The sequence below is a fragment of the Crossiella sp. CA-258035 genome, assembly GCF_030064675.1.
Taxonomy (GTDB): domain Bacteria; phylum Actinomycetota; class Actinomycetes; order Mycobacteriales; family Pseudonocardiaceae; genus Crossiella.
In genome coordinates this window covers 5,071,855-5,097,613 of record NZ_CP116413.1, presented here as the reverse complement: position 1 = coordinate 5,097,613, position 25,759 = coordinate 5,071,855, and the positions used below count along the sequence as shown (strand labels likewise).

Genomic DNA, 25,759 nt, shown 5'->3' with positions numbered 1-25,759 from the left:
GGCAGGGAATCCCGTGCCGCGGATGGAGATCCACATGGTCCAGGTGCTCGGCGCTCGGGGCAGCACACCGCCGCGTCCGGCCCGCCTGCGCGGCCTCACCTCGCGCGCGGGCGGGCTGCTGCTCGCGCTGGCCGCACTCGCGCTGGTGTGCCTGCTCAGCGTGTGGCTGGGGCTGAAGTCGATCCCCTTCGCCGACACCTGGTCTGTGTTGTGGCACAACGACAGCAGCGCCGAGGCGGTGATCGTGCATGAGCTGCGCATCCCGCGCACCCTGCTCGGCCTGCTGGTCGGCGCCGCCCTGGGACTCTCCGGCGCGCTGATGCAGGCGTTGTCCCGCAACGCCCTGGCCGAACCCGGCCTGCTCGGCGTGACCATGGGCGCCTCCTCGGCGGTGGTCATCGGCATCGCATTCCTGGGTGTCTCCGGCACCTCCGGTTCCGTCTGGCTCGCCTTCGCCGGGGCGGCCTTCGCCTCGGTCGTGGTCTACGTGCTCGGCTCCACCGGCCGCGCCGCGGTCACCCCGGACCGGCTGATCATGGCCGGGGCGGCGATCACCGCGGTGCTGCTGGCGTTCAACTCCGCGGTGCTGCTGCTCGACCCCGGCGCCTTCAACCAGTACCGCTTCTGGCACGTGGGCTCGCTGGCAGGCCGCCACATGGACGTGGTGACCGCGGTCGCCCCGTTCCTGCTCGGCGGCACCCTGCTCGCCCTCGGGCTGGCCCGTCCGCTCAACGGACTCGCCCTCGGCGAGGAGACCGGCCGCGCCCTCGGTGTCCACATCGGACGGACCCGCTGGCTCGGCGCGCTGGCCATCACCGTGCTCTGCGGCGCGGCCACCGCGGCGGCCGGCCCGATCGGCTTCCTCGGCCTGGCCGTGCCGCACATCGCCCGGCTGCTGGTCGGCGCCGACCAGCGCTGGGTGCTGCCCTACTCCGCGGTGCTCGCGCCGATGTTGTTGCTGGGCGCGGACATCCTCGGCCGCCTGCTGGTGGCGCCGGCCGAGCTCGCGGTCGGGATCGTGACGGCGGTACTGGGCGCGCCCGTGTTCCTCGCCCTGTGCCGCCGCCGGAAGCTGGTGCACTCGTGACCCGTGTCCAGGAACGTACCACCCCGATCAGGGGCCGGGTGCTGCGTGTCCACAGGGGCTGGCTGTCCCTGCGCCTGGACCCCAGGGCGCTGATGGTCTGCCTGCTGCTGGCCCTCGGCGCGGCCACCGCCGGCGTGTTCGGCATGACCACCGGGGACTTCCCGCTCACCCCCGGCGAGGTGGTCAACGCGTTGCTGGGCCTGGGCGACGGGCCCACCGAGTTCATCGTGCTCACCCTGCGCCTGCCCAGGGTGGTGGCCGGCCTCGTCATCGGCGCCGCGCTCGCGGTCAGCGGCGCGGTGCTGCAGAGCCTGACCCGCAACCCCTTGGGCAGCCCCGACTTCATCGGCTTCACGCACGGCTCGGCCACCGGTGCGATCGTGGTGATCGTCTGGTGCCAGGGCAGCATGGCCGAGATCTCCCTCGGCGCGCTGGCCGGCGGCACGCTGACCATGGTGCTGACCTACCTGCTCGCCTTCTCCAGGGGCGTGCAGGGCTTCCGGCTGGTGCTGGTCGGCATCGGCGTGAGCAGCCTGCTCATCGCGGTCAACCTGTACCTGGTCACCCAGGCCAACATCTACGACGCGCTCCAGGCGCAGGCCTGGCAGACCGGCTCGCTCAACGGCCGCACCTGGGGCCACCTGCTGCCGCTGGGCGCGGCCATGGTGCTGCTGCTGCCACTGGCCCTGCACCACGGGCGCAGGCTGGCCGTGCTGGAGATGGGCGACGAGGCCGCGGCCGCGCTGGGCGTGCGGGTGGAGCCCACCAGGCTGGTGCTCATCGCGGTCAGCGTCACCCTGTGCTCGCTGGCCACCGCCGCGGCCGGCCCCATCGCCTTCCTCGCGCTGGCCGCCCCACAGCTGGCCCGCAGGCTCACCGGCGCGGCCGGCCCGAACCTGGCCGCCTCCGCGCTGATGGGCTCGCTGCTGCTGGTGGTCAGCGACCTTGCCGTGCAACGGATCTTCGCCCCGGTGCAGCTGCCGGTGGGCATCGTCACCGGCGCGATCGGCGGGCTGTACCTGGTGTGGCTGCTGGCCCACGAGTGGCGGCGCGGCCGGTAGAAACGACACGGTTTCCCACAACAGCCAACAGCATCCGGACAGTGGCGGACACAACCGCCCCCGCAGGCTGCGCGGCCGCCTCGATCAGGACACGAACGTGTTGCGGGAGCAATCATCCGCGCGGTTCACCAGGCATGGTCTACCCAGCGTTTCCGCACGTCGCCAACGATTGCGGAACCCTGGCCCAGGTGGCGCCCCGCGCCCGCGCCCCCGTCTCGCGGGGTGCCACCTTCCTTCACCGAACAGGTGACCGCCCCCGAACGAGGCGAGCTGGGCCGATGCCCCCGGTACCGCCATTTGTCTGGCACTCCCGGCCCCAGAACCCGGACAACCGAACCCCCGATCCGGCACCTTCCGTCATCCTCCCCGCCCCTGGTTGGGCTGGTCGAGCGATGACCACTCCCTAAAGTGTGCAACCACCCCAGAGTGGTTGGCCCCGCCCGCATCGCCTGGTTGCCTGGCCCCAGGCGACCCCTCCGCCGCCAGTCCGACGTCCCCCGCGAGAAGGCACAGGTGCGAGGTTATGCAGCCATTCGAGCTGCCCGAGTTCTACATGCCCTACCCGGCCAGGCTGAACCCCAACCTGGAGGCGGCGCGCGTCCACAGCAAGGCGTGGGCGTACGAGATGGACATGATCGACGTGCCCCAGCACGGCGTGCCCATCTGGGACGAGCACGACCTCGACTCGCACGACTACGCCCTGCTGTGCGCCTACACCCACCCCGACTGCGACACCGCGACGCTCAACCTCATCACCGACTGGTACGTCTGGGTCTTCTACTTCGACGACCACTTCCTGGAGATGTACAAGCGCACCCGCGACATGGGCAGCGCGGTCGGCTACCTGGACCGGCTGCGCCTGTTCATGCCGGTCACCGGGCAGATCACCGAGGAAGCGACCAACCCGGTGGAGAAGGGCCTGGCGGACCTGTGGAACCGCACCGTGCCCGCACACTCGGCGGACTGGCGACGGCGGTTCGTGGAGAGCACCAAGAACCTGCTCGACGAGTCGCTGTGGGAACTGTCCAACATCAACGCCGAGCGGGTGTCCAACCCGGTCGAGTACATCGAGATGCGCCGCAAGGTCGGCGGCGCGCCCTGGTCGGCCAACCTGATCGAACACGCCACCGGAGCCGAGGTGCCGGAGAGCATCGCCGCCGCCCGCCCGCTGGAGGTGCTGCGCGACACCTTCGCCGACGCCGTGCACCTGCGCAACGACCTGTTCTCCTACGAGCGCGAGGTGCTCGACGAGGGCGAGCTGAGCAACGGCGTGCTGGTGTTCGAGAAGTTCCTGGAGATCCCCACCCAGCAGGCCGCCGAGGCCGTCAACGACCTGCTGACCTCCCGCCTGCACCAGTTCGAGCACACCACCCTCACCGAGCTGCCCCCGCTGTTCGAACGCTTCGCGGTCACCCCGGAGCAGCGCCTGGCCGTGCTGGCCTACGTGAAGGGCTTGCAGGACTGGCAGTCCGGCGGCCACGAGTGGCACATGCGCTCCAGCCGCTACATGAACAAGGGCGGCAAAGCCGCACCCACGGCCCTGTCCGGCCCCAACGGCCTAGGCACCTCAGCCGCCCAGATCATCCCGTCCGTCCTGCGCACCATGCCGCAACGCCTGCGCAGCGTCACCAACCTCCCCTTCCGCCAGTGCGGCCCGCTGCCCCGCCCCGACTTCTACCTCCCCTACAGCACCACCCTCAGCCCCCACCTCGACCAGGCCAGGGAGAACGTGGTGGTCTGGGCAAAGGAAATGGGCATCCTCGACGAACCCCACCCCGCCTCGCCCGACCGCACCATCTGGACCGAACAAAAAATCCGCGACTACGACCTCCCCCTCTGCGCCGCCGGCATCCACCCCAACGCCACCCCCGACGGCCTCGACCTCAGCTCGGCCTGGCTGGCCTGGGGCACCTACGGCGACGACACCTACCCCCTGATCTTCGGCCACCCCCGCAACCGGGCCGCCGCCCGCCTGCAAACCGAACGCTTCAAGCTCTTCATGCCCCTGGACGCCACCCAGACCGAAACCCCGCTCAACGCGATGGAACGCGCCCTGGCCGACCTGTGGAACCGCACCGCAGGCCCGATGACCGACGCGCACCGCAAGATCTTCCGCAAGGCCAACGAGGACATGACCGAGAGCTGGGTGTGGGAACTGGAGAACCAGTTCAACAACCGCGTCCCGGACCCGGTGGACTACATCGAGATGCGCCGCGCCACCTTCGGCTCAGACATGACGATGGCCCTGTGCCGCCTGCAACTGGGCCAGTCCGTCCCGCCGGAGATCTACCGCTCTCGCCCGGTCCAGTCCCTGGAGAAGTCCGCCCAGGACTACTCGATGCTGATGAACGACATCTACTCCTACCAAAAGGAGATCCAGTTCGAGGGCGAGCTGCACAACGCCGTCCTGGTAACCCAGAACTTCCTTGACTGCGACCTGCCCCGCGCCGCCCACCTGGTCAACAAACTCATGACCGAACGCATGCACCAGTTCGAACACATCCTCGCCGTCGAGTTCCCAGCCCTGTTCCGCGACTACAACCTCGACCGCAAGGCCCAGCAAACCCTGCTCCACTACGCCGAAGACCTCAAACACTGGATGGCCGGCATCCACATCTGGCACGAGGGCTGCACCCGCTACAACGAACCCGCCCTCCACCGCCACAACCCCACCGCCCCATCCCCGTCCCCCCAACCCTCACCCACCCCCTCCGCACCCACCCCACTTCCCCCAAGCGGCCCCACCGGCCTAGGCACCTCAGCCGCCCGCCTAAAGCCCCACTCCACCCCAACCCCCGCCTAACCCCCAAGCCCCACGCACCCCAACGCCGACCACGTCCCCCCAGACGTGGTCGGCGTTTGTCAACCCACCCCCACCACAAACCCACCCACCCCACACCCCTCCCACGTCAACCCCCACCCCCACCGTGTTCGCCGATAGCAGAACCCCTCCCGGAACCCACCCGCATGATCGTTTCGTTACCGCAGAGAAAGCGGAGGTCGGCGCGGGCAACCGGTCACGGTCCCCAAGCGCCCAACGAAACCCAACCCCCGCTCCGCCCCGTCCCGCCGCACCGAGCCGAGCCCCAGCTAATCGAGCCGAACCCAGCTAAGCCGGGCCGGGCCGAACCCACCACAGCCGAGCCCGGACTACCAGCGACACCGAGCCAGCCACACCACCCGCCACCGCAAAGCCACGCGGACTACGAAGCCACGCGGGTTACACGGACTGCACGGCCTCCGCTGACTCCAGCGCAACCACCGCCGCGAGAACCGCAGCAGGCTCCGTGCGATTGGCGTAGTTCGGCTGCACCTCCAGCCACCGGATCACCCCGCCGCGATCCAGCACCAGCACCGTCGGCATCGGCACCTGTGCGGTGTGGTCGGCATTGGCGGCGGCGACGTCGATGCCGAGCTTGACCTGGGCGGCCTTCGACTCCGCCGTCGCCTCCGTGACGATGCCCAGCGCCCGCGCGAGCTCGTTGCCCGGATCGGACAGCACGGGGAACGCCAGCTCGTTCGTCTCCCGCGTGCTCAGCGAGCCGTCCGGCCGCTGGGGACTGATCGCGATCAGGGCGACGTCCCGGGTTCGTAGCTGTGGCAGGAGGTGTTCCTGGTAGGTGCGGAGGGCCAGGTTGCAGTACGGGCACCAGGCGCCGCGGTAGAAGACCAGCACGGCTGCCCTGCCGCTGCGGGTGGCCGCGAGGGTGGTGGGGTTGCCGTGGGCGTCCAGGAGAGGGGTTTCGGGGATGGGGGTGCCCGGGGCGGGGAGGCCGGGTGGGAGGCCTTGGGTTTCGCGGGCGTGTTGTTCCTGGGCGAAGGGGGCCAGGACTTCGGCGGGGGCGAGGGTGGCGAGGTGGGTGACGAGGGCCTCGCGTTGTTCGGCGTAGCTGGGCATGGGGGATTGCCTTTCGGGGCAAGGGGTTTGGTGATCCAGACAGTCTGGAGGGGATACTCCAGAATCTAGCCGGATTTTTTGGAGTGTCAACTCCAGACTGCCGATTCGGGCGGGATAGGGTGCAGGCGTGAGTGACGCGAGTGGGGGCGGGGGGCGGTTGACGGCCAAGGGGCGGGCGACCCGGGAGCGGATCGTGGCTGCCGCGGCTCAGTTGATGTTCGAACGTGGGGTGGCGGGGACGAGCACCGAGGACGTGCGGGCCGAGGCGGGGGTCAGCACCTCGCAGATCTACCACTACTTCCGGGACAAGCCCGCGCTGGTGCGCGCCGTGATCACCCGCCAGACCGAGCAGATCATGACCGCGCAGCAGGCGTTCTTCGCTCGGCTGGACAGCATGGACGGGCTGCGGGCGTGGCGGGACGCGCTGGTGGAGTTGCAGCGGTCGCGGGACTGCGCGGGTGGGTGTCCGATCGGGTCGCTGGGCAGTGAGTTGGCCGACGTGGACACCGCGGCGCGGGTGGAGGTCGCGGCGGGGTTCGCGCGGTGGGCCGAGGCGATCGCGGCGGGGTTGCGGGCGATGCGGGACCGGGGGGAGTTGCGGGCCGGGACCGATCCGGATCGGCTGGGGCTCGCGGTGCTCACCGCGTTGCAGGGCGGGTTGCTGCTCACCCAGATCCGGCGGGACACAGTGGCGCTGGAGACTGGGCTGGACGCGATGCTGGAGCTGGTGGAGTCCTACTTGGTGTAACTGAAGTTGGTAAACCCGTTGCGGCAATCGGGTCGATGCGTCACCCTGTTAGCAGAACCAACTCAATCCACAGCGTCACGATGAACGGCACCGGGAAGCTGCGCGGGCGTAGGCGTCGACCGAGAGGGCGCGCCGTTGCTCCAGTCGCGCTGCCCGACGTGATCGCCGTTCATCATCGGGAAGCCGCCCTCCGCCTAGTCGGACCGGGCGGCTTCCGCTATTTCGGGGCGCGGAGAGCCGGGCGCGGACGAGGCCAGGCTAGAAGGGCGGGACCCTGCCGGGGCGGGTTGCCGGGGCGGGTGGGTCGAGGCCGGGCCAGGCCGAGCGGTGACCGAGTGCCGGAGCGGTGGCCGGGCGACAGGGTGATGGCCGAGTGCCGGAGCGATGACATGGCCGGGCGGTGGCGAGACACCGGTGGCGGCGATCTGGCGGAGTGGCGATCCGGCGGAGTGGTGATTGGGAGCGGTGCGGGGAACAGTGGCCCGGAAGAGTAGGTCAACAGCCGGTGCGGATAGCGCCGAATGGTCGGGAAGTGCGTTCCAGTGAGGCCGGAACTGGACAAAAGGATTGGGCTGAACGCGTGATCACCGACACGCTGTAACGGATGGCGGTGATCACGCGATAAACACCCAATCAGCCCTTAGTTTCCGCGCTTGACGCGGATTTCCAGCAGGGTCGCCGACTTGCCGGGGCCCTCGCCCTCGCCGATTCCCTCGGCACCGCCCGGTGCCACGGTGGTCGAGCCGGGGACGCCCTTGACCGTGTAGTTGGCGACCGTGGTGTGGGTGCTGTTGCTGAAGACGACGAAGGACTCCGTGAGCTCCATGGTCAGGAAGCCGGTGTTGCCGCGCACGTTGAAGCAGAACGGGGAGCGGTTGCGGGCGCGGACTTCCAGCAGGTCAGCGCCGGTGACGCAGTCCGTCAGCGTGACGTTGCCGTCGCCCTTCTTCAGGCGGATGCCGCGCTCGGCGAAGATCTTGTCGGCGCCCGGGTAGTCGTACTCCTCCTCCAGTGGAGGCGGGTTGTCCTCGGCCACGGCGGCGGTGGCCGCACCCAGCAGCGCGGTGCTGCCCGCGAAGACGAGAACTCCGAGTCGGGACAAAAAGCGCACGGTTGTGCCCCCAGTGACGAGATGGTTTGGATCGGCGCACCCGAATGCCGGATGGTCCGAGGAAAAGGTAGGCATTCGCACCCCGGGTCCGGAAATAATGTGAGCAGCGTCACCACGGTGTTGAAAAATTCGGTGGTTAAATTTCTTCCTGGTCGAGTCCGTCAGGGACTCGCGGTCCTGGGGGATTTACTGTGCGCAAACGCAGTATTGTGCTGCGCTCGCTACGGTCGGTCACCGCGGCGCTTGTCGTGACCTCGCTCCTGGTGGGGGCGGCTCCGGCCGCGCTCGCCGAGGAGGTTCCGGCCGGTGCGGCGCGGGCGGAGACCTTGCAGCTGCTGAAATCCGGTGGTCCTGGCCTCAAGCGCGCCGCCGCGGCCGCGCTGTCGGGCACCGATGACGACGTCCGGACGTTCCTGGCCAGTGGCCGGGCCAAGCCGGAGGCCGACGACCTCCAGGTGCGCGTCGCGCAGCTGATGGCCGCCGGTGGTCCCGCGGTCAAGGCCGCGGCGCAGCGGGCGCTGTTCGGCACGCAGGCCGAGCAGAAGGTCTTCGTCGAGGATGGCTGGCGGCGGCCGGCCGAGGACGACCTGCAGGTGCGGGTCACCCAGGCGATGGACGAGGGCGGCCCCGGGGTGAAGGCGGCCGCGCAGAAGGCTCTGCGGGGCACGGCCGATGACCGGCGGCGGTTCCTGCTCGCCGGGTTCTTCGACGCCAAGTCCGATGACGACCAGGTGCGGGTCACCCAGATCCTGACCATCGGTGGGCCCGAGGTGCGCAAGGCCGCGCAGCGCGCGCTCAACGGCAGCCGCGAGGACATCGAGTACTTCCTGCGCTACGGCTACGAGGTCGCCGCCGCGCGGGACCAGGAAGTCCAGGACATCTCCCAGCTGGTCGACTTGGCCCGCCTGGCCGGTGAGCGCACCAAGGAGCAGACCGAGGCGGCCAAGGTCGCCGCGGAGCAGGCGGTCACCGCCGCGCGGCTGGCCAAGGAGGCCGCGCTGAAGGCGGCCGAGGAGACCAAGGCCGCCCAGGACTCCTCGGTCCGGGCCGCCGACGCCGCAGGCCGGGCCGCGGACGCCGCGACCAGGGCCGCGCGGGCCGCGCAGACCGCGATCCGCGCCGCCGCCGCGGCCAACGAGGCCGCCAGGGTCGCCGCCAGTGCGGCGAGCCAGGCCGCGCACGCGGCGAACATGGCCGGACAGGCGGCCGCGCGGGCCAGCAACGCCGCCGCGCTCGCCTCCGCTGACCGCAGCCAGACCGAGCAGGCCACCCAGGCCGCCAAGGCCGCGCGTGATGTGGCCAAGGGCGCTCGGCTGGCCGCCGAGGCCGCCGACCAGGCCGCGATCGCGGCGACCGCGGCGGGCAAGGCCGCCGAGTCGGCCGCCAGCGCGGGTGTGCACGCCGATGAGGCCGGTGGCGCCTCCAGTGAGGCCGGTGACTGGGCCGCCAAGGCCGGCGCCAGCTCCGCGCAGGCCAAGCAGGCCAGCGCGCAGGCCAAGCGCAAGGCCGCCGAGGCCAAGCGCGCCGCCGGGGAGGCCAAGCGGATCGCCGGTGACGCCGCCCGCTACGCCGGTCAGGCCAGGGACGCGGCCAACGACGCCGCCAACCACGCCGACAACGCCGCGCGCCTGGCCGATGAGGCGGTCAAGCACGCCAACGACGCCGAAGGCGCGGCGAACCGGGCGCAGGCCGCCGCGGACAAGGCCAAGCTGTACGCCGACGACGCCACCAGGTTCACCGACCTGGCCCGCTCGATCGCCGCGACCAGCCGGGCGGCCGAGGACGAGCGCCTGGCCGCGCAGAAGGCCAAGGCGATCGAGGAGGCCGTCGAGGCCAAGCTGGCCGAGGACAACAAGCAGACCGAGACCACCTGGGTCGCCGGTGAGGCCGCGAAGCTCGACACCGAGGCGCAGCGGCTGCTCACCCAGGCGCAGGACCCGGCCACGCCGGAGGAGACCGCGGTCGCCAACGGCCGCAAGGTGGCCGCGCGGCTGGTCACCACCGGTGGCGGCTGGGTGCGGGCGGCCTCGGAGAACGCGCTGGTCGGCGACAAGTACGAGGTGCTCAACTTCGTCCGCGGCGGGGTGAGCAAGGCGGTCGAGGAGGACGACCGGGCCAGCGTGCTGCACATCGCCGACACCACCGGCAACGAGGGCCTGCGGTGGTCCGCGCGGGACATGCTCACCGCCAAGCCCGGCATGGTCAAGGAGTTCCTGCAGGACCGCTGGTACGCGGGCAAGGACGAGGACGACCAGGTCGCCATCACCCAGATCATGAACGCCGGTGGTCCCGGGGTGAAGGCCGCGGCGCAGAAGGCGCTGCGCGGCACCCCGGCCGACCGCACCGCGTTCCTGGCCACCGGGCAGCACAAGGCCCGCCAGGACGACGACCACGTGCTGGTCACCCAGGCGATGACCAACGGCGGCAAGGAGGTCAAGGCCGCCGCGCAGGCCGCGCTGAACGGCCCGCCTTCGCTGTGGCGCAAGTTCCTCACCAGCGAGCAGTACAAGGCGCGGCAGCGGGACGCGGACACCGCCAGCCACGTCGCCAAGATCGAGTCCTACCTGGCGGACGCGGACAAGATCGCCGCGGAGTCCCGGCAGGCGGCGTTGCAGGCCCAGTCCTACGCGCACACCGCGCGCGGGGCGGCCGATGAGGCCAGGCACTGGGCGGCCGAGGCGCAGAAGTCCGCGGCCAAGGCCAGGGAGTTCGCCGACAAGGCCAAGCAGGAGGCGGAGAAGGCGCAGCGCTCGGCCGACCAGGCCGCTGAGTCCGCCCGCCAGGCGCAGCAGGCCGACCAGGACGCGCAGCGGGCCGCCGCGGCGGCGGCCAGGTCGGCCAGCCAGGCCGAGGCCAGCGCTTCCCAGGCCCGCAACTACGCGGCGGTCGCCGCGGAGGCCGCGGCCAAGGCGCGTGCCGACGCCATCGCGGCCGGCTCGCTGGCCCAGGAGGCGGCGGCCGCGGCCAAGGAGGCGCAGGAGATCGCCACCGAGAAGCAGCGGGCCGAGGAGGCCACCACCCGGCAGATCGACGCCGAGCGGCAGGCCGACGGCGAGCTGACCTCCGCGGATGAGGAGGCGCTGCGGGCGCAGGGCGGCCAGCAGATGGTCGACGAGTACCGCAAGGCGCTGTCCGATGCCAACAAGGGCCTCGGGCAGTGGCTGGCCGAGAACGGCGCGGAAATCCTGATCACGCTGCTGGGCATCGACAACATCGTCAAGTGCGTCAGCGACGGCGACCTCGGCGCCTGCCTGTGGAGCCTGGTCGACGTCGGCTCGTTCTTCCTGGCCGTCGGCAAGCTGCCCGCGGTGGGCAAGGCGATCGTCAAGGTCATCGACGGCCTGGCGAACTTCTTCGCGCTCAAGGAGAAGGGCCGGCGGTTCCTGGAGGGCGTCAAGAACGTCCTGACCAACGCCCGCAAGGAGCGCACGCCGGAGATCGAGGCGTGCGAGTGGGAGGCCCCTGCCGAGTTCTCCGGGTTCGCCGCGGCCGGCAAACGGAAGTGCCAGCCCTTCGGGCACGTGGAGCAGGCGCACAGCGACACCCAGACCAAGGGCATCCACATCAAGATGGCCGACAACAGGACCGAGATCGAGATCCACGCCGACGCCAAGGGCGAGCTGTTCGGCAAGCCCATCTCGGCCAACGGCAAGTACGCCAACGAGAAAGAGATCGACGAGGCGATCAGGCACCTGAAGGGCTCGGCGAAGGACCGGGAGAAGATGATCAGGGGTTGCGAGCACGCGCTGGGTGGTGGCATGAAGATCGGCGACACCATGCGCGACCGGCTCACCCACCTGCTCGCGTCGCTGAAGAAGATGCAGCCCTGACCGCTGCCGCACGATGAGTGCCGCCATCCTGGTTCCCGGGGTGGCGGCATTTCGCCATTCAGGCAGGGCTGAAGACGCGTCAATCGTCCGGGACCCCTTGGTACCGTGCCCCTGCCGACGCGATCCATGGTGGGACACGGCGGCCGAAACGGGTGGCCATCCGATCTTCCCGTGCGCGCGGGACGATCGGATGGTCCGCCTGTTGCCTCACTCCCAGCGCTCGTCGATGCGCTGGCTCGGGGCGCGCCAGCCCGGATCGCCGGTGGCGGCGAAGTTGCTCCAGGCCGCGTGGGTGCGGCTGACCAGCTCGGCGGAGGGTGGCGTGGGGCCGAGCAGACCGTGTTCGCCGTGCAGGGCCGGGATCGCGGTGTGGCCGAAGACGAACGGCAGCTCCACGCAGTGACAGGCACCGAGCGCGCCGTCAAAAGCCGCTGAGCGCCAGGCGAACTCGTAGCGGTGGGTGCGGCCGGGCTGCTGAGCGGCGTGCGCCTCGGCCAACCGGCGGCTGCCCCCGCCGAAAAGCGCCTCGGTGGTCAGCCACGGGGCTTCGCGGCCGGTGGGGACCAGGTACAGGTTGGCCTCGTCGGTGTTGGTCCCGATCAGCAGGTCCACCGGCGGCAGCTCGGCCTCGATCGGCGACTGTGGCAGCGTTTCCGGGTCCAGGACCAGGCTGAACGGGGTGATCCCGCGCAGCGGCCCGTCCGGCGGCAGTGGCAGCCGGGCGAGCGCGGCGATCAGGTCGGCGTCCGGGACGCCGGGGATCTCGGCGGGGGCGAGGCCGAGTTCGGCGGCCAGTGAGCCGGTGACCCGTAGCGCCTGGTCCGGGGTGAGCACGGCGGCGGGGTTGCCGCTCTGGCTGACCGCCCGGTGGAACAGCCCGTGCGCGCGGGGCGCGGCGAGCAGCCCGGCGACCAGGACCGCGCCGGCGGACTGCCCGGCCACGGTGATGTTGTGCGGATCGCCACCGAAGGCGGAGATGTTGTCACGCAACCATTCCAGCGCGGCGATCACGTCCAGCAGGCCCCGGTTGGCCGGGACACCGGGCAGGTGCAGCCAGCCGGGGACGCCGAGGCGGTAGTTGACGGTGACCAGCAGGACGCCGTCGCGGGCGAAGGCGGTCCCGTCGTAGAGCGGGGCGGAGCCGGAGCCGACCTGGAAGCCGCCGCCGTGCAGGAACACCAGCACCGGGCGCGGCGGCGCGGGGGTCGGCGGGGCCCAGATGGTGAGGGTGCGGTAGTCGGAACCGGGGATGGGCGGCGGGTTGAGCGGGGTGAGGTCGAGGAGTCCGAGGGAAGGGCGCGGTGGGGCCGGGGCGGTCGGGCCGGGGGTGGTGGCGTCGCGGATGCCGGACCACGGCAGGGGAGGAGTCGGGGCGGTGAAACGGGTGTCGAGGTCGTGGACCGGTGCGGCGTAGGGCACCGTGTGGTAGACGGTCACGTCCGCACGCTGCTCACCGGCCAGGAAACCCTGTGCGGTGCGGGTCATTCGAAGGCCGCCCAGCCGGTGATGGCGAACTTGCTGCCGTCCCGCTTGACCTCGGCCGCGCCGCTGCCGCCGAAGTGGGCCGGGATGACCAGCGCGCCGGTGTCCGCGGCCTCGGCCAGCAGGCGGCGGCGGGTGGCGATGGCGGCGGGCACGTCGTCGCTGAGGCAGGGCTCGTGGTCGGGTTCGACGAGCTGCAGCGGGCTGTGCGCGATGTCGCCGATGAACAGCGCGCGGTCGGTGCCGGAAACCAGGCGCAGCACCGCGGAACCGGGGGTGTGGCCGGGAGCCGGTGTCAGGGTCAGGTTCGCGTCGATGCGCAGCGCTGGACCGTCCCATGTGGACAGTTGTCCGGCGTGCCGGATGGGGTCGATGCTGTCGCGGTGCACCTGGGGGTCGCTTCGGCCGGGGGTGGCGTCGGCGGTGTGCAGCAGGTAGCGGGCGTTGGGGAAGGTGGGGATCCACTCGCCGTCGGCCAGGCGGGTGTTCCAGCCGACGTGGTCGGAGTGCGCGTGCGTGTTGACCACCAGGTCGACCTGCTCCGGCTGGACGCCCGCGGCGGCGAGGCGGTCCAGGAAACCGGTGCGCAGGCGGTGGAAGACCGGGATCTGCCGCTCCTTGTCATCGCCGATGCCGGTGTCCACCAGGATGATCCGGCCTTCGCTGCGCAGCACCCAGGGCTGGGTGCTGGCCAGGGCCATGTCGGTGGCCGGGTCCCAGTGGTCCGGGCTGAGCCAGGACTCGTTGGCCTGCCAGTGTTCGCGGGTCAGGGTGGGGAAGACGGCGCTGGTGGGGGCGAAGGGGCCGGACCACTCCAGCACCTTGGTGATCTCGACCTGGCCGAGTGTGATGGTGTCCACGCCGGTCACGTTAGGTTGGCGCCGGGCGGCCGGGAATGATTCAGCGTCTCGGCCGTTTACGTCTACGTCTTGATCTCCCGAGGTGAGGTGCCGATGGATGTGCTCAGCGACGCGATCGCCGCCATGCGCAGCGGGCGGCCCTACTCGGCGCTGACCGACGCCACCGGGCCGTGGTCCCGGCACTTCCCGGACTTCGCCGGGGCCCGCCTGCACGTGGTGCTCTCCGGCGCGATCGCCGTGGTGCTGCCCGGTCGCGAGCCGGTGGAGCTCGGACCAGGGGAGGCGGTGGTGCTGCCCGGCGGGGCCGCGCACGACCTCAGTGACGCGGGGGTGCCGGCGCGGCTGCTGTGCGGGGCGTTCCAGCTGGAGCAGGCCAGGGTGCACCCGCTGCTGGCCGAGCTGCCGGACCTGCTGGTGCAGGCCGCTGATCCGGTGCGGCAGGCTGCCCTGCACGGGGTGGTCTCGGTGCTGGGCGCGGAGCTGGCCGAGGTGCGGCCGGGGCGGGACGCGGTGCTGCCCGCGCTGCTGGAGGTGCTGCTGGTCTACCTGCTGCGGGCCTGGCTGGAGGAGCACGGCGCGGACCGGGACTGGGGTGGCGCGCTGCGGGATCCGGTGGTGGGCTCGGCGTTGCGGGCGATCCACCAGGACCCGGCCGCGCCGTGGACGGTGGAGACGCTGGGCGCGCGGGCCGGGTTGTCCAGGGCCGCGTTCGCCCGCCGGTTCAGCCAGCTGGTCGGCCAGCCGCCGCTGGGCTACCTCACCTGGTGGCGGCTGACCACGGCCGCGCACCTGTTGCGCACCACCGACGCCACCCTGGCCACCATCGCGCAGCGCTGCGGCTACGGCACCCAGTTCGCCCTGGCCAACGCCTTCAAACGCGAGTACGGCATGTCCGCGGGTCGCTACCGGCAGCTGCGCCGCACCGACCACGAGCACATCGGCGAATGGGAGCGGCCCGGCTGACACCGTCCACAGTGGACGACGCCAGCCGGGCTGGGGTTCAGCGGGTCCGGCCTTCCAGGGACTCGATGGACACCGTGCCGCCGTCGCCGCGCATGGCCGCGCCGTGCCGGAACTGGCTCAGCACCGCCGGATCGGACAGGTTGAGCCGCGAGTCCACCGATCCGGTGCGCACCGAGGTCCACCGTCCTTCCCGGCCGTGGAAGATGTCCACGGTCTTGCCGGAGACCACCAGCGCGAACTTGTCGCCGGGTTGCAGGTCCAGCCGCGCGGTCGGGTTCCCGTGCAGGAACTGGCCGTTGAGCCGGACGTCGAAGCCGGTCTCCTTGCGGAAGTGGTTGTACCAGGCCACCACATAGGTGTTCTGGTCCTTCACCAGCCCGGTGAACAGGCTGTTCTCCCGCGAGCTACCACCGGCAAGCTCGCCGACCTCCACGATGGTCACCGTCGGGTTGCCGCCGGGCGCGGAGTTGGAGCCGAGCATGGTGAAGAACGGGCTGGGGTGGCTGACCTTCAGCTTCGAGCCGGACACCGTGGGCGCGGGCGCGGCCTCCCCGCCGAAGGGCTGGAAGCTCCGGTAGTTCGCGCTGGTGTCGCTGTCGAAGCCGTCGTGCACGGTGCGCTTGGGGTAGTTGGCCTCGCTCGGTTCCGGCACGGGCACGTTGACCAGCCACGGCTCGTCGACCACCTGGCGACCGGCCTCACCGGTGTAGAAGGCCCTGGTGGTCACCGTGTTCTCGCCGACGCTGCCGGGCACCAGCCGGAATCGCGCCACCGCCGACTCGCCGGGCCGCAGGTCCACTGTGGACACCTGGCCGACCGGCTCGGCTCGCCAGCCCGCGGGCAGCACCAGCTCCGGCCGGACCTGGCGCACCGGGCGCGGGGAGTCGTTGACCACCAGCACGTTCGCCGTGGTGGGCTGACCCTCCTTGAGCGTGCCCGGCACGAAGTGCGTGTTGACGCCCGCGCCCTCGGGGGTGCCCACGTACGGCTCGGACTGCTGCACCGGCGGCCCGGACACGCCCCGGCCCTGGGAGAGCACCAGCTGCGGGCTGATGCCGAAGCGGCCGGTGCGTGGCCCGTGCACGGTCAGCCCGCCGCCGGAACCGCTGAGCGACAAGGTGAACTTGCCGTCGGCCGCGGCCTCCTTGAGCTTGCGCGCGTCCAGCTCCAGCACCACCCGGTAGCCGTACTGGCCGGGGTCGAAGCCGGACTCGTTGGACAGCGCGCCGCGCGCGTCGGCCGGATCATCCGGCAGCACAACGGACTTGGTGGACACCCCGTCCACGGAGGCCCGGAACTCGGTGGGATAGCGGCGTTCCGAGGTCTGCGGGAACCGGGTGCGCGGCGAGCTGGTGCGCGAGGCGGAGGCTTCCAGGACCAGCTGGGCGGTGTGCCAGCGGCCGGTGCGCAGCTCCTCGGGCAGCTCCACCGTCCACTGGAAGTCGCCGTCGCCGTAGCCCCAGGTGGCGCTGGCCCCGTCGTTGCGGAAGGTGTCGTGGCCCTGCGGCCAGTTCGCCTTGGCCGCGGCCGGGTCCAGCCGGATGGTGCCCGCGACCCTGGACTGGCTGGTGGCGTGCTCGCCGAGCACGGTGGCCCGGTCGGTCCGGTTGCTCCAGTCGGCCAGGAAGGTCTGGCCGGTGGCCAGCACGTCCTTGCCGCGCACCAGCTGGATGTCCAGGCGGCCGGAGGTCAGCTCGACCGGCACGGTCACCTCGACCTTGCCGAGGTCGCTGGTGGTGTACTTCTCCGGCGAGACCGGCCGCTGCCGCCAGTCGGTGCTGCGGATGGCCGCGCCGGTGTGGTCGGTGCCGGAGATCCGCCACCGCAGCTGGGTTCCGCTGACGTCGCGGCCGGAGAACAGCGAGGACTTCGCGGTCAGCGACACCGCCTGGCCGGGGGTGACCCGCTGCACCGGGCGGGCGTCGAAGAACAGCACGTCGTCGGCGTTGGCCAGGTGCACCCCGCCCTGTTTTCCTTCCGCGTCGAGGTATCCGGGCACCTGGAGGGTGCGGTCGTAGGCCGACCAGCCGTTCCACTCCCACTCGATGTCGGCCAGCTCGGTGAACAGGTAGCCGTTCATCTTGGGCTGGTTGCGGAACAGCTCGGTGGTGTACCGGAACGGCGCGGCCACGTCCTGGTCCTTCTCCCGGCCGCCGGTCCACGGGCCGAACTCGGAGTTCAGCAGCGGCTGCCCGGACTGCTTCTTGCCCTCCTCCATGTTGAAGGTGGAGCCGGGATAGGTGTTGCGGACGTAGTTGTCGATGTTGGCCTTCCACTCGTCCCAAGTGGACAGATAGCCGTGGAAGTCCAGCAGGTCGGTGCTCTCGCTGGGATGATGGTTGCTGCAACAGGGCGAGTTGTCCACGATCAGCCGCCCGCCGCGGGTGAGCTGCTTGGTCAGCTGCACCATCCGCTCGATCCAGGGCTTGGCCTCCTCGCGGATGCCGTTGCCGTCGGTGATGCCCCAGCCCTCGTTGAAGACGTCCCAGATCACGATGGAGGGGTGGTTGTAGTCCCGCTTCACCGCATCGTGCAGCACGCCCTCGAACAGCTTCTCCGCGCTGGCCTGGTAGCCGTTGTAGCCGAAGTTCGGCTGGTCGTACCAGACCATCAGGCCCATCACGTCGGCCCAGTGGTAGTACAGCGGATCGTTGATCTTGATGTGCAGCCGGGTGGAGTTGAGGCCGAGTTGCTTGGCCAGCGCCAGGTCGAAGAGCACCGAACCCTTGCGTGGCTCGGCCAGCGACCCGGCGCGCAGGTCACCGCCCTGGTAGAGGCCGGTGTAGGAGTAGGTGCCCCACGGGTTGAACGCCTGGTCCAGGGCCGAGCGCAGGTAGATCGGCTGGTTGTTCAGGTGCAGGTACTGGTACTGCTGCTTCGGGTCGGACTGCTCGGCGGGGGAGTGGCCCGGGGCCCAGTTGCGGGAGACGGTGCGCAGCCCGGTCCAGGTGTGCAGCGCGTCCCGGCCCTGGCTGCCGGTCAGCTCAACCTGGACCTGGTAGAGCCACGGCGTCTCCGGCGACCACAGCCTGGCCTCCGGAATGTCCACAGTGGACTTAACCGTGCTGCCGGACAGCGGCAGGGTCGCGCTGGCCACCACCCGGCCTGCCTTGGGCTCCACCGGTTTCGGCAGCTCCAGCCCACGCTGCTGCACACCCGGTTTCCCGGCCTGCTCGCGCACGGTGATCTTGACCGTGGACCCGGCCGCGGCGGCGTTGCCGGTGATGGCGACCTCGGCCTTGGCGCTGGTGAGCCGGTCGCCGTTGAAGGTCAGCTGCGGGGTGACGTGCACGGTGTCCAGGCGGGCGGCGTCGGCCGGTTCCAGCCACACCGACTGCCAGATGCCGCCGGTGTCGGCGTACCAGCCCATCTGCTTGCCCTGCGGGTAGGGCGTGCGGTCGCTGTTGTCCGGCGCGAAGGAGCGCACCACCAGCGAGTGCGTGGAACCGGGGGCCAGGCGGCCCAGGTCCACCTCGAACGGGGAGTAGCCGCCGTCGTGCTCGGCCTGCTTGACGCCGTCCAGGAACACCTGCGCGTGCCACTCCACCGCGCCGAAGCGCAGCAGCACGTTGCGCTCGGCCGGCCAGTCCGCGGGCACGGTGATCTGCTTCTGGTACCAGGCCGCGCCCTTGTTGGCCTCGAACTGGCTGGCGTAGACCTGGTTGTTGGCCCGCGCCTGTTCACCGACCCCGGCCAGTGAGGTGTAGCTGAACGGCACCCGCACCGCGTGCTGCCACTCGTGCCCGCCGGCGGCCCAGTTCTCCTTCAGGCCGACATCGCGCGGGTCGAAGCTCAGCGACCAGGTTCCGTTGAGGTTGAGCCACTTGCCGTCCGCGCCGGCCCGGCGGTCCAGGTCGGGTCGCGGGTAGTCCGGGTGCGGCAGGGTGCGCGGGGTCTCCCGGTCCAGGCGCAGGGTGACCGCGGTGTCGCCGCGGGACTCCAGGGGCAGCCAGTGGAAGTCGTAGCCCTGCTTGGCCGCGACCACCCCGACCGCCCCGGCCGGGACGCCCGGCAGGCTGAACCGCCCGTCGGGCCCGGTGCGCACGCTGGTGGTCTGGGCCGCCGCGTGCACCACCGCCCCGGCCACCGGAGCGCCGGAGACCGCGTCCCGGACCTGCCCGGTGACCGTGCGCTGGGCCTGCGCGGCCTGGGCGGACGGGGGTGTGAACGTCGCCAACGAGGCGACCAGCGCTAGGACGGCCACCAGCGGGCCGGATCGCAATCGGGACGGGGACATGGGCGCCTACCTCCTGGCGGGGAGAGCACAACCGAAGGCGGGGTGGGCGCGCAGGAGCGGGCAGCGCGGTCCACCCCGATGTGGAACCGCTCTCATTAACAACAACCGATCGTGACCAGTCAACAACGGACACAACTCTGTCCGGAAATGGACCGCCAACGTTGTAATCCGATCAGCCCAGCCGGCGGTGTCCGTGCCTGAGCGGGCACCCGCTCAGGCGCACGTTCGCCGATTGATTGTTCGGCGCGGCGGGGAGAAACCGAACATCGCGCCTGACGTACAACCTCAGCTGCCCGTCCCGGTGGGGGACGGCTGCCGAGGGGAACACATGAAGAGAACGCTGGCGGTCCTGGCGACCACCACCCTGCTGTCCGGCCTGCTGGTGGGCACGGCCTCGGCCGAGCCGCGCGAGTGCCGGAGCTGGGACCTGGTGGGGGCGGCGACCTTCACCGGCTCGGTGCCGCGCACCACGGTGGCCGCGCCGGTGGGCGGCGGCTCGATCAAGCTGGAGGGCGGGCGCCGCAACCGGGATGGCGCCTCGGTGGTGTGGGCGCACCACTTCGGCGGGCGCGCGGGGCACAAGTCGGTGTGGATGGACGTCTCGTTCAACCGGGGCGCGAGCTGGATCCAGTGTGGGCCGTTCGAGACCTGGGGCGACAGCGTGGACTCGCGGATCCACGTGACCAGCCCCGATCCGGCCTGGAAGATGCGGGCTTGCGGCTGGTACGAGGGCGGCAGCTCGGTGTGCAGCCGGTGGTACTGAGCCGTTAGCCGACCGGTCGAGGGCCCAGCGCCGGGGGGTGCCGGGCCCTCGACCCCTGGCTCAGCTCAGCGCGTAGCCGAGGCGGCCCTCGTTGCGGCCGCCGGGCACGCCCTCGCAGTTCTCGTGCGGGGACAGGAAGTGGTCGTCCTGCTCCGGCCAGTAGCACCGGTACAGCGGCACCGAGGGCGCGCTCGGCTGGTCCACGAAGGCCCAGCCCTCGGTGCGCAGCACCTGCTGGCCCTCGCAGTTCGGCTGTGTGGAGACGAAGTGGTTGAGGCCCTTCACGCTGGTGTAGGCGCAGCCGTAGAGCGCGCGGGTGCCCGGCTTGCTCGCCGACTCCAGGAACCAGCGGTGCTCCAGCGCGTACTTCGCGGTGACCGGGCCGCTGGTGTCCCAGTGCTCCCGGCCGTCGTAGAACCGGCTGAACACCCGCTGGGTGGTGGTCAGCGCGTGCCCGAGCAGCTTGTCCTGGGTGCCGCGGCCCTCGCAGTTCGCCGCGGCGGAGGTGAAGTGGTCCGCGCCGGACTTGCAGCGGTACAACGGGGTCGAGGGCGCCGAGGGCGCGGCGGTGTAGATCCGGCCCTCGCTCTGCAGCACCGCGGCCTGCGGCGACTCACAGCCCTGGGCCAGGGACAGGTAGTGGTCGGAGCCGTTGCGGCAGCCGTAGAGCGGCGCGGTGCCCGGCACGGCCGCGGTCTCCAGCCGCCACAGGCGACCGGGTTCGGGCGCGAAACCGGTGGCGCGTTCGGTGATCGTGCTGGTGCGGTGCTGGGCACCGTTGGCGTAGCCGGTCAACGGGACGCTCGGCAGCGCGCGACCCGCGACGCAGGTGACGTGGCGGCGCATGGCCACCGCGTTCGCCCAGTCACCGGGCTTGGCCCACTGGAGGTAGTAGAGGTAGAACTCGTTGTCCACAATGGACGGATCGCTGCCGGTGCCGACGATGGTCGGGTAGGCGTTGCCGCGCTCGGGGTCGCGGAACAGGGTGGTCGGGCCGGACCAGCCGGTCAGCCCGTCCGGCGAGGTGGCCAGCACGAACTCGGTGATGCTGTTGCCCGCCACCATGATCGTGCCACCCCTGGTGGTCTTGACCACGCTCGGGTGCCAGGCCCCGACGCCCTGTTCGCGCACCGCGGTGGAGGGACCGTTGCGGCCGGGGGAGTTCCAGGCGCCGCCGTGGTACTTGCGCCACTCGCTGGCCTTGCCCTGCTTGGCCGCGGCGACCACCTCGGCCAGCGGGGCGCGGGCCACCGACAGCGGGGTGTTGACCCATTTGCCGTCGTCGTAGGAGTAGTCCGGGAAGTAGGCGTGCAGGTAGCCGTCGCGCAGCACGAAGGAGGAGGTGCCGATGTCGGCGGTCAGCTTGTGCCGGTACGCGGTGGCGAAGTCCATGTCCGGGGAGATGATCTCGCCCAGTAACCGGGTCTCACCGGTCGCGAGGTCGTGCAGGCCCAGGTGCAGCTCGGCGTAGAACTGGTGGTTCGGTCCGTCCAGGGTGCGTTCCAGGTGCACCATCTGCAGCACCAGGCCGCTGGCCGGGTCGCGGAAGACCGGTCCGCCGCCGGCGTACTGGTAGCCCGGCGGGATGTTGCGCACCGCGGCGTGCCTGACCCCGCCGGCGACCGGGTTGTCCAGGGTGCCCTTGGTGGTGGCGATGCTCTGCGGCATCGTGCCGGAGCCGACCAGTGCGGAGGTGGACAGGAACCGGTACTGGCCGTTGCCCTCGGGCAGCACCCCGAAGGCGGTGTCCGGCCAGCCCTTGAGGCCGAGGTTGAGCCGGGTGGTGTTGTCGACCACGACCTGGGCCGGGCCGACCGAGACGGCGGAGCAGGGTTCGATCGCCGCGGGGGCGGCCGCGGCTGGCTGGAGGCCGGTGGCGGTCAGCGCGACCGCGGCGGCCAGTGCTCGGAGGATCACCGGATGAGTGTGCCGCGCCCGCGGGCTACCGGGTGGGCGAACCGTCCAGATCGCGCCGGAAGCTGAGCCCAGCCCACCCCACCCGGCGCAGAGCAGTGGCGCGTTTGGGGGAACTGCGCGTCGGCGGCCTGGTGTACCCCGCTACTGCCGGTCGAACCGGACCGGGTGGTCTGTCGACTGTGGACAGACGAACAGCCGCACGGCGTCCTTGATGTAGGTGCCGATGGGGTTCCACGCGTCCCGGTCCCCGAGAGCGTCCTCCTCGAACGGCCGCCAGCGGGACTCGCGGCTGCCCCATTCGGTGTCGGCGATGCTGAGCAGGTGCTCGGTCGGCGTGCCGCATTCCAGGCAGGGCTGCGGGATCCGGTCGGTGACCGCCCAGGACACCCAGCCGCCGATCTTGCTGCCCGGCGCGATGGACAGGCCCTCTCGGTACTCCTCCCGGATGCTCTGCACGGCCTCGGCCAGATCGGCGGGCAGTTCCTCGTGCCACGGGTACTCGGTGAGGCGTTCGGGGTGCAGCACACAGGGCCGGGGCACCAGGCTGTCGTCACCGTTGAGCAGCATCGGCTCCGGCGGCGGCTCCGACGAAGGCGTGATCGAGTGCGAGTTCCGCCAGAACAGGTAGACGTACGGGCCGATGCCGCCCTGCAACTCGTCGTGCTCGTGCGGGCACCACAGCACCTGCAACAGGTCGGTTCCTGCCGGGAAGGGCAGGTCAGGCAGGTCCCTGGCCCAGAACTGCCCGGCCACCACGGCTGGTTCCGGCTGCTCGGGTGCGGGGATGAAGCACTTCGGGCGTCCGCACCGCGGCCAGGGTTCATCCGCAGGCCACAGCAGCGGTCCGCCGAGGTGGCTGTCGTAGGCGGTGGGGTTGCCGCGGCGCGGGTGCAGGCGAACCGTGACGCGCGCGTAGGCGGCCAGGGCCGGGAACCGGGCGGCGACGCCGTAGGCGGGCGGGTGGGTGGTGCGGGTCATACCGGGAGGCTAGGGGCAGGGCCTGACACTCGGCTCACCCGCCAGCGCCCCCAACGGATGCCGGGGGCGCTGGACGCGGTCAGCTGCCGGGCAGGACCTGGATCTTGCGGCCCTCGCCGCGGCGGAAGGACTCCAGCGCGGCGGCGTAGTCGTCCAGGGGCAGGCGGTGGCTGATGAAGACCTCCGGGTCCAGCACGCCGGCGGCGAAGAGGTCCGCGGCCCGCTCGAAGGAGTGCAGCACCGCCATCGAGCCGGTGATGGTGATCTCCTGGTTGTAGATCTTGTACGGCTCGATCACCGCGCGCGCGGAGTAGTCGGAGACGCCGAACTGCAGGAAGGTGCCGCCCTTGGCCACCCGGCCCAGGCCGTCCTGGATGGCCTTCTCGTTGCCGGTGCAGTCGATGACCACGTCCCAGCCCTCCGGCCGGTCCAGCTCGTCGGCGTTGGTGGCGGTGCCGGTCACGCCGATGCGCTGGGCGGTGGCCAGCCGGTCCGGGTTGAGGTCGACCACCTCGATGCTGGCCGCGCCGGTGCGCTTGCCCAGCTCCAGCATCATCAGGCCCATGGTGCCCGAACCGTAGATCAGCACCCGGCTGGCCAGCTGCGCGTTGAGGATGTCGTAGCCGCGCACCGCGCAGGACAGCGGCTCGATCAGCGCGGCGTCCTCGGTGCGGATGTGCTCGGGCAGCTTGACGCAGTTGGCCACCGGCGCGACCGCGAACTGGGCCGCGCCACCGGGCTTGCTGACCCCGATGGCGTTCCAGCGCTCGCACAGGTTGTTGCGGCCCACCCGGCAGTAGCGGCACTCGTGGCAGTACAGCGAGGGGTCCACCGCGACCCGGTCCCCGGCGCGGACCTCGGTGACCTCCTTGCCGGTCGCCACCACGACCCCGGCGAACTCGTGGCCGGGGATCACCGGCAGCGTCGGGGCGAACTCCCCTTGCAGGATGTGCAGATCCGTGCCGCACAGGCCACAGGCGGCCACCTCGACGACGACCTCGCGGGGACCCGGCGCGGGATCGGGCACCGTGGTGACCTCGACCTGACCGACTCCGCTGATGACGGCGGCCTTCATTACTTCACAGCTCCCAACGACAGGCCCTGGACCAGCTTGTCCTGGGCGGCGAAACCGGCGATGAGCACCGGCAGTGACACCACGGTGGCCGCGGCGCACATCTTGGCCAGGAACAGGCCCTGGCTGGTGACGAACCCGGTGAGGAAGACCGGCGCGGTGCCCGCGACGACCCCGGTCAGCACCCTGGCGAACAACAGCTCGTTCCAGCTGAAGATGAAGCAGATCAACGCGGTGGCCGCGATGCCGGGCATGGCCACCGGCGCGACCACCCGGCGCAGCGTGGTGACCAGGCCCGCGCCGTCCAGCGCGGCGGCCTCCAGCATCTCCTTGGGGATCTCGGCCAGGAAGGAGCGCATCAGCCACACCGCGATCGGCAGGTTCATCGAGGTGTAGAGCACCACCAGGAAGGAGATGTTGTCCAGCAGCCCGGCGTACTGGGCGATCAGGTAGATCGGCAGCAGCCCGGCGACCACCGGCAGCATCTTGGTGGAGAGGAAGAAGAAGAGCACATCGCTCCACTTCTGCACCGGCCGGATCGAGAGCGCGTACGCGGCCGGAACGGCGAGCAGCAGAACGAGGATCGTCGATCCGACGCTGGCGCTGACCGAGTTGAGCAGCGGCGGCCACGGGCTGGCCCCGCCGTCGGCGCCGAAGAACTCCGCGTAGCCGTCCAGGGTGAGCGGGGCCAGGATCGACGGCGGGTTGGTGGCCGCGTCGGACTCGCTGTGCAGCGAGGTGAGCACCATCCAGGCCACCGGCAGGAAGAACAGGATGCCGGCGAACCAGGCCAGCGCGCCCCACGGGCGCCACGCGCGGCGGGTCATCGGGTCACCTCGTCTTTCAGCAGGGAGGACACCGCGCGCAGGGCGAAGGTGGCGATGATGATCGAGCCGATCACCACGACCACCCCGGCGGCGGAGGCCTGGCCGTAGTCGTGTGCCTGGTAGAAGGTCTGGTAGATGGTGTAGGGCAGGTTGGCGGTGTCCAGGCCGCCGGAGGTGATGGTGAACACCGCGTCGAAGTTCTGCACGATGTAGATCGAGCCCAGCAGCGCGCCCAGCTCCAGGTACTGGCGCAGGTGCGGCAGGGTCAGGTAGCGGAAGACCTGGAAGCCGCTGGCCCCGTCGATGGCGGCGGCCTCCACCGCGTCCAGCGGCCGGGATTGCAGGCCCGCCAACAGGATCAGCATCATGAACGGCGTCCACTGCCACACCAGCGAGGCGACCACCGCGACCAGCGGCATCTCGCTGATCCAGTCCACCTCGGTGCCGAGCAGGCCGTTGAACAGGCCGTACTCGGGGTTGTAGAGCGCGTGCTTCCACAGCAGCGCCGCGGCCACCGGCACCACCAGGAACGGCGCGATCAGCATGGTGCGCACCAGGCCGCGGCCGCGGAACTTGTTGTCCAGCAACAGGGCCAGGCCCAGGCCGAGGATCAGGCTGACCAGCACCACGCTGGCGGTGAGCAGGATCGTGGTGAGCACCGAGGACCGCAGGTTCGGGTCGGTGACCACGGCGAGGTAGTTGTCCAGGAAGGCGAAACCGCGGTTCTCCGGGGCCAGGGAGTTCCACTGGAGGAAGGAGATCACCAGGGTGGCCACGAACGGCAGCTGGGTGACCGCGATGGTGAAGATCAGCGCGGGCAGCAGCGGCGCGCGCCGGGCCCAGCGGGCCGCCTTGGACGCGCTGCGCGGCTGGGCCGGCGGACCGGTGACCGGCGCGGGGCGGGTGTCGAGGGTGGTCATCGTTC

At 71.1% G+C, this 25,759-nt stretch carries 17 protein-coding genes; 7 read left to right on the top strand and 10 right to left on the bottom strand.

Annotated elements, in window-relative coordinates:
- Window positions 1-22: 22 nt before the first annotated feature.
- The 3 genes from N8J89_RS23330 to N8J89_RS23320 all read left to right on the top strand — a co-directional run bounded on the left by N8J89_RS23330 (window position 23) and on the right by N8J89_RS23320 (window position 4,951).
- Entirely contained in the window at window positions 23-1,087 is a 1,065-nt protein-coding gene (locus N8J89_RS23330) for a FecCD family ABC transporter permease (RefSeq protein ID WP_283659125.1), read from the top strand.
- Window positions 1,084-2,148 (top strand): FecCD family ABC transporter permease, encoded by a 1,065-nt coding sequence (locus tag N8J89_RS23325; RefSeq protein ID WP_283659124.1) that lies wholly within the window; start codon window positions 1,084-1,086, stop codon window positions 2,146-2,148. Before N8J89_RS23330 ends, N8J89_RS23325 begins: the two co-directional genes overlap by 4 nt.
- A gap of 523 nt (window positions 2,149-2,671) precedes the next feature.
- Window positions 2,672-4,951: a terpene synthase family protein gene (locus N8J89_RS23320; protein WP_283659123.1), complete on the top strand. Its 2,280-nt coding sequence runs from the start codon at window positions 2,672-2,674 to the stop codon at window positions 4,949-4,951.
- A gap of 417 nt (window positions 4,952-5,368) precedes the next feature.
- Here the strand turns inward: N8J89_RS23320 and N8J89_RS23315 are convergent, their stop codons facing one another.
- Window positions 5,369-6,046, bottom strand: a complete 678-nt coding sequence (locus N8J89_RS23315) for a peroxiredoxin-like family protein (protein WP_283659122.1) — start codon at window positions 6,044-6,046, stop codon at window positions 5,369-5,371.
- Between the two features lie 127 nt (window positions 6,047-6,173).
- Here N8J89_RS23315 and N8J89_RS23310 point away from each other — a divergent pair, with 127 nt between their 5' ends.
- Window positions 6,174-6,794, top strand: a complete 621-nt coding sequence (locus N8J89_RS23310) for a TetR/AcrR family transcriptional regulator (protein WP_283659121.1) — start codon at window positions 6,174-6,176, stop codon at window positions 6,792-6,794.
- A gap of 640 nt (window positions 6,795-7,434) precedes the next feature.
- On the opposite strand, the gene N8J89_RS23305 is transcribed toward N8J89_RS23310, so the two are convergent.
- Window positions 7,435-7,896 carry a hypothetical protein gene (locus N8J89_RS23305; RefSeq protein WP_283659120.1) on the bottom strand — a complete coding sequence of 154 codons (462 nt, stop codon included), beginning with the start codon at window positions 7,894-7,896 and terminating at the stop codon, window positions 7,435-7,437.
- 200 nt (window positions 7,897-8,096) lie between these two features.
- Between N8J89_RS23305 and N8J89_RS23300 the strand changes: the two genes are divergently transcribed.
- Window positions 8,097-11,735 carry an ALF repeat-containing protein gene (locus tag N8J89_RS23300; RefSeq protein ID WP_283659119.1) on the top strand — a complete coding sequence of 1,213 codons (3,639 nt, stop codon included), beginning with the start codon at window positions 8,097-8,099 and terminating at the stop codon, window positions 11,733-11,735.
- 207 nt (window positions 11,736-11,942) lie between these two features.
- On the opposite strand, the gene N8J89_RS23295 is transcribed toward N8J89_RS23300, so the two are convergent.
- Complete coding sequence (locus N8J89_RS23295) at window positions 11,943-13,220, bottom strand: carboxylesterase/lipase family protein (protein WP_283659118.1); 1,278 nt, start codon at window positions 13,218-13,220, stop codon at window positions 11,943-11,945.
- Window positions 13,217-14,077, bottom strand: coding sequence for an MBL fold metallo-hydrolase (locus N8J89_RS23290; protein ID WP_283659117.1), 861 nt, complete (start codon window positions 14,075-14,077; stop codon window positions 13,217-13,219). Before N8J89_RS23290 ends, N8J89_RS23295 begins: the two co-directional genes overlap by 4 nt.
- A gap of 93 nt (window positions 14,078-14,170) precedes the next feature.
- On the opposite strand from N8J89_RS23290, the gene N8J89_RS23285 reads away from it, so the two are divergent.
- On the top strand, window positions 14,171-15,040 hold the full coding sequence (locus N8J89_RS23285; RefSeq protein WP_283659116.1) for an AraC family transcriptional regulator: 870 nt from the start codon (window positions 14,171-14,173) through the stop codon (window positions 15,038-15,040).
- A 37-nt stretch (window positions 15,041-15,077) separates the two neighbouring features.
- On the opposite strand, the gene N8J89_RS23280 is transcribed toward N8J89_RS23285, so the two are convergent.
- Entirely contained in the window at window positions 15,078-19,277 is a 4,200-nt protein-coding gene (locus tag N8J89_RS23280) for a carboxypeptidase regulatory-like domain-containing protein (RefSeq protein WP_283659115.1), read from the bottom strand.
- Between the two features lie 328 nt (window positions 19,278-19,605).
- Here N8J89_RS23280 and N8J89_RS23275 point away from each other — a divergent pair, with 328 nt between their 5' ends.
- Complete coding sequence (locus tag N8J89_RS23275; protein WP_283659114.1) at window positions 19,606-20,040, top strand: hypothetical protein; 435 nt, start codon at window positions 19,606-19,608, stop codon at window positions 20,038-20,040.
- A gap of 60 nt (window positions 20,041-20,100) precedes the next feature.
- On the opposite strand, the gene N8J89_RS23270 is transcribed toward N8J89_RS23275, so the two are convergent.
- The 5 genes from N8J89_RS23270 to N8J89_RS23250 all read right to left on the bottom strand — a co-directional run bounded on the left by N8J89_RS23270 (window position 20,101) and on the right by N8J89_RS23250 (window position 25,754).
- Window positions 20,101-21,957, bottom strand: coding sequence for a hypothetical protein (locus N8J89_RS23270; RefSeq protein WP_283659113.1), 1,857 nt, complete (start codon window positions 21,955-21,957; stop codon window positions 20,101-20,103).
- A gap of 141 nt (window positions 21,958-22,098) precedes the next feature.
- On the bottom strand, window positions 22,099-22,935 hold the full coding sequence (locus tag N8J89_RS23265) for a hypothetical protein (protein ID WP_283659112.1): 837 nt from the start codon (window positions 22,933-22,935) through the stop codon (window positions 22,099-22,101).
- A gap of 79 nt (window positions 22,936-23,014) precedes the next feature.
- A complete protein-coding gene (locus tag N8J89_RS23260; protein ID WP_283659111.1) occupies window positions 23,015-24,010 on the bottom strand; it encodes a zinc-dependent alcohol dehydrogenase family protein in 996 nt (331 codons plus the stop codon).
- Entirely contained in the window at window positions 24,010-24,834 is an 825-nt protein-coding gene (locus tag N8J89_RS23255; protein WP_283659110.1) for a carbohydrate ABC transporter permease, read from the bottom strand. The genes N8J89_RS23260 and N8J89_RS23255 overlap by 1 nt, the downstream gene beginning before the upstream one ends.
- The gene (locus N8J89_RS23250) at window positions 24,831-25,754 is read right to left on the bottom strand and encodes a carbohydrate ABC transporter permease (protein ID WP_283659109.1); all 924 of its coding nucleotides are present in this window, start codon (window positions 25,752-25,754) and stop codon (window positions 24,831-24,833) included. Before N8J89_RS23250 ends, N8J89_RS23255 begins: the two co-directional genes overlap by 4 nt.
- Window positions 25,755-25,759: the final 5 nt, after the last annotated feature.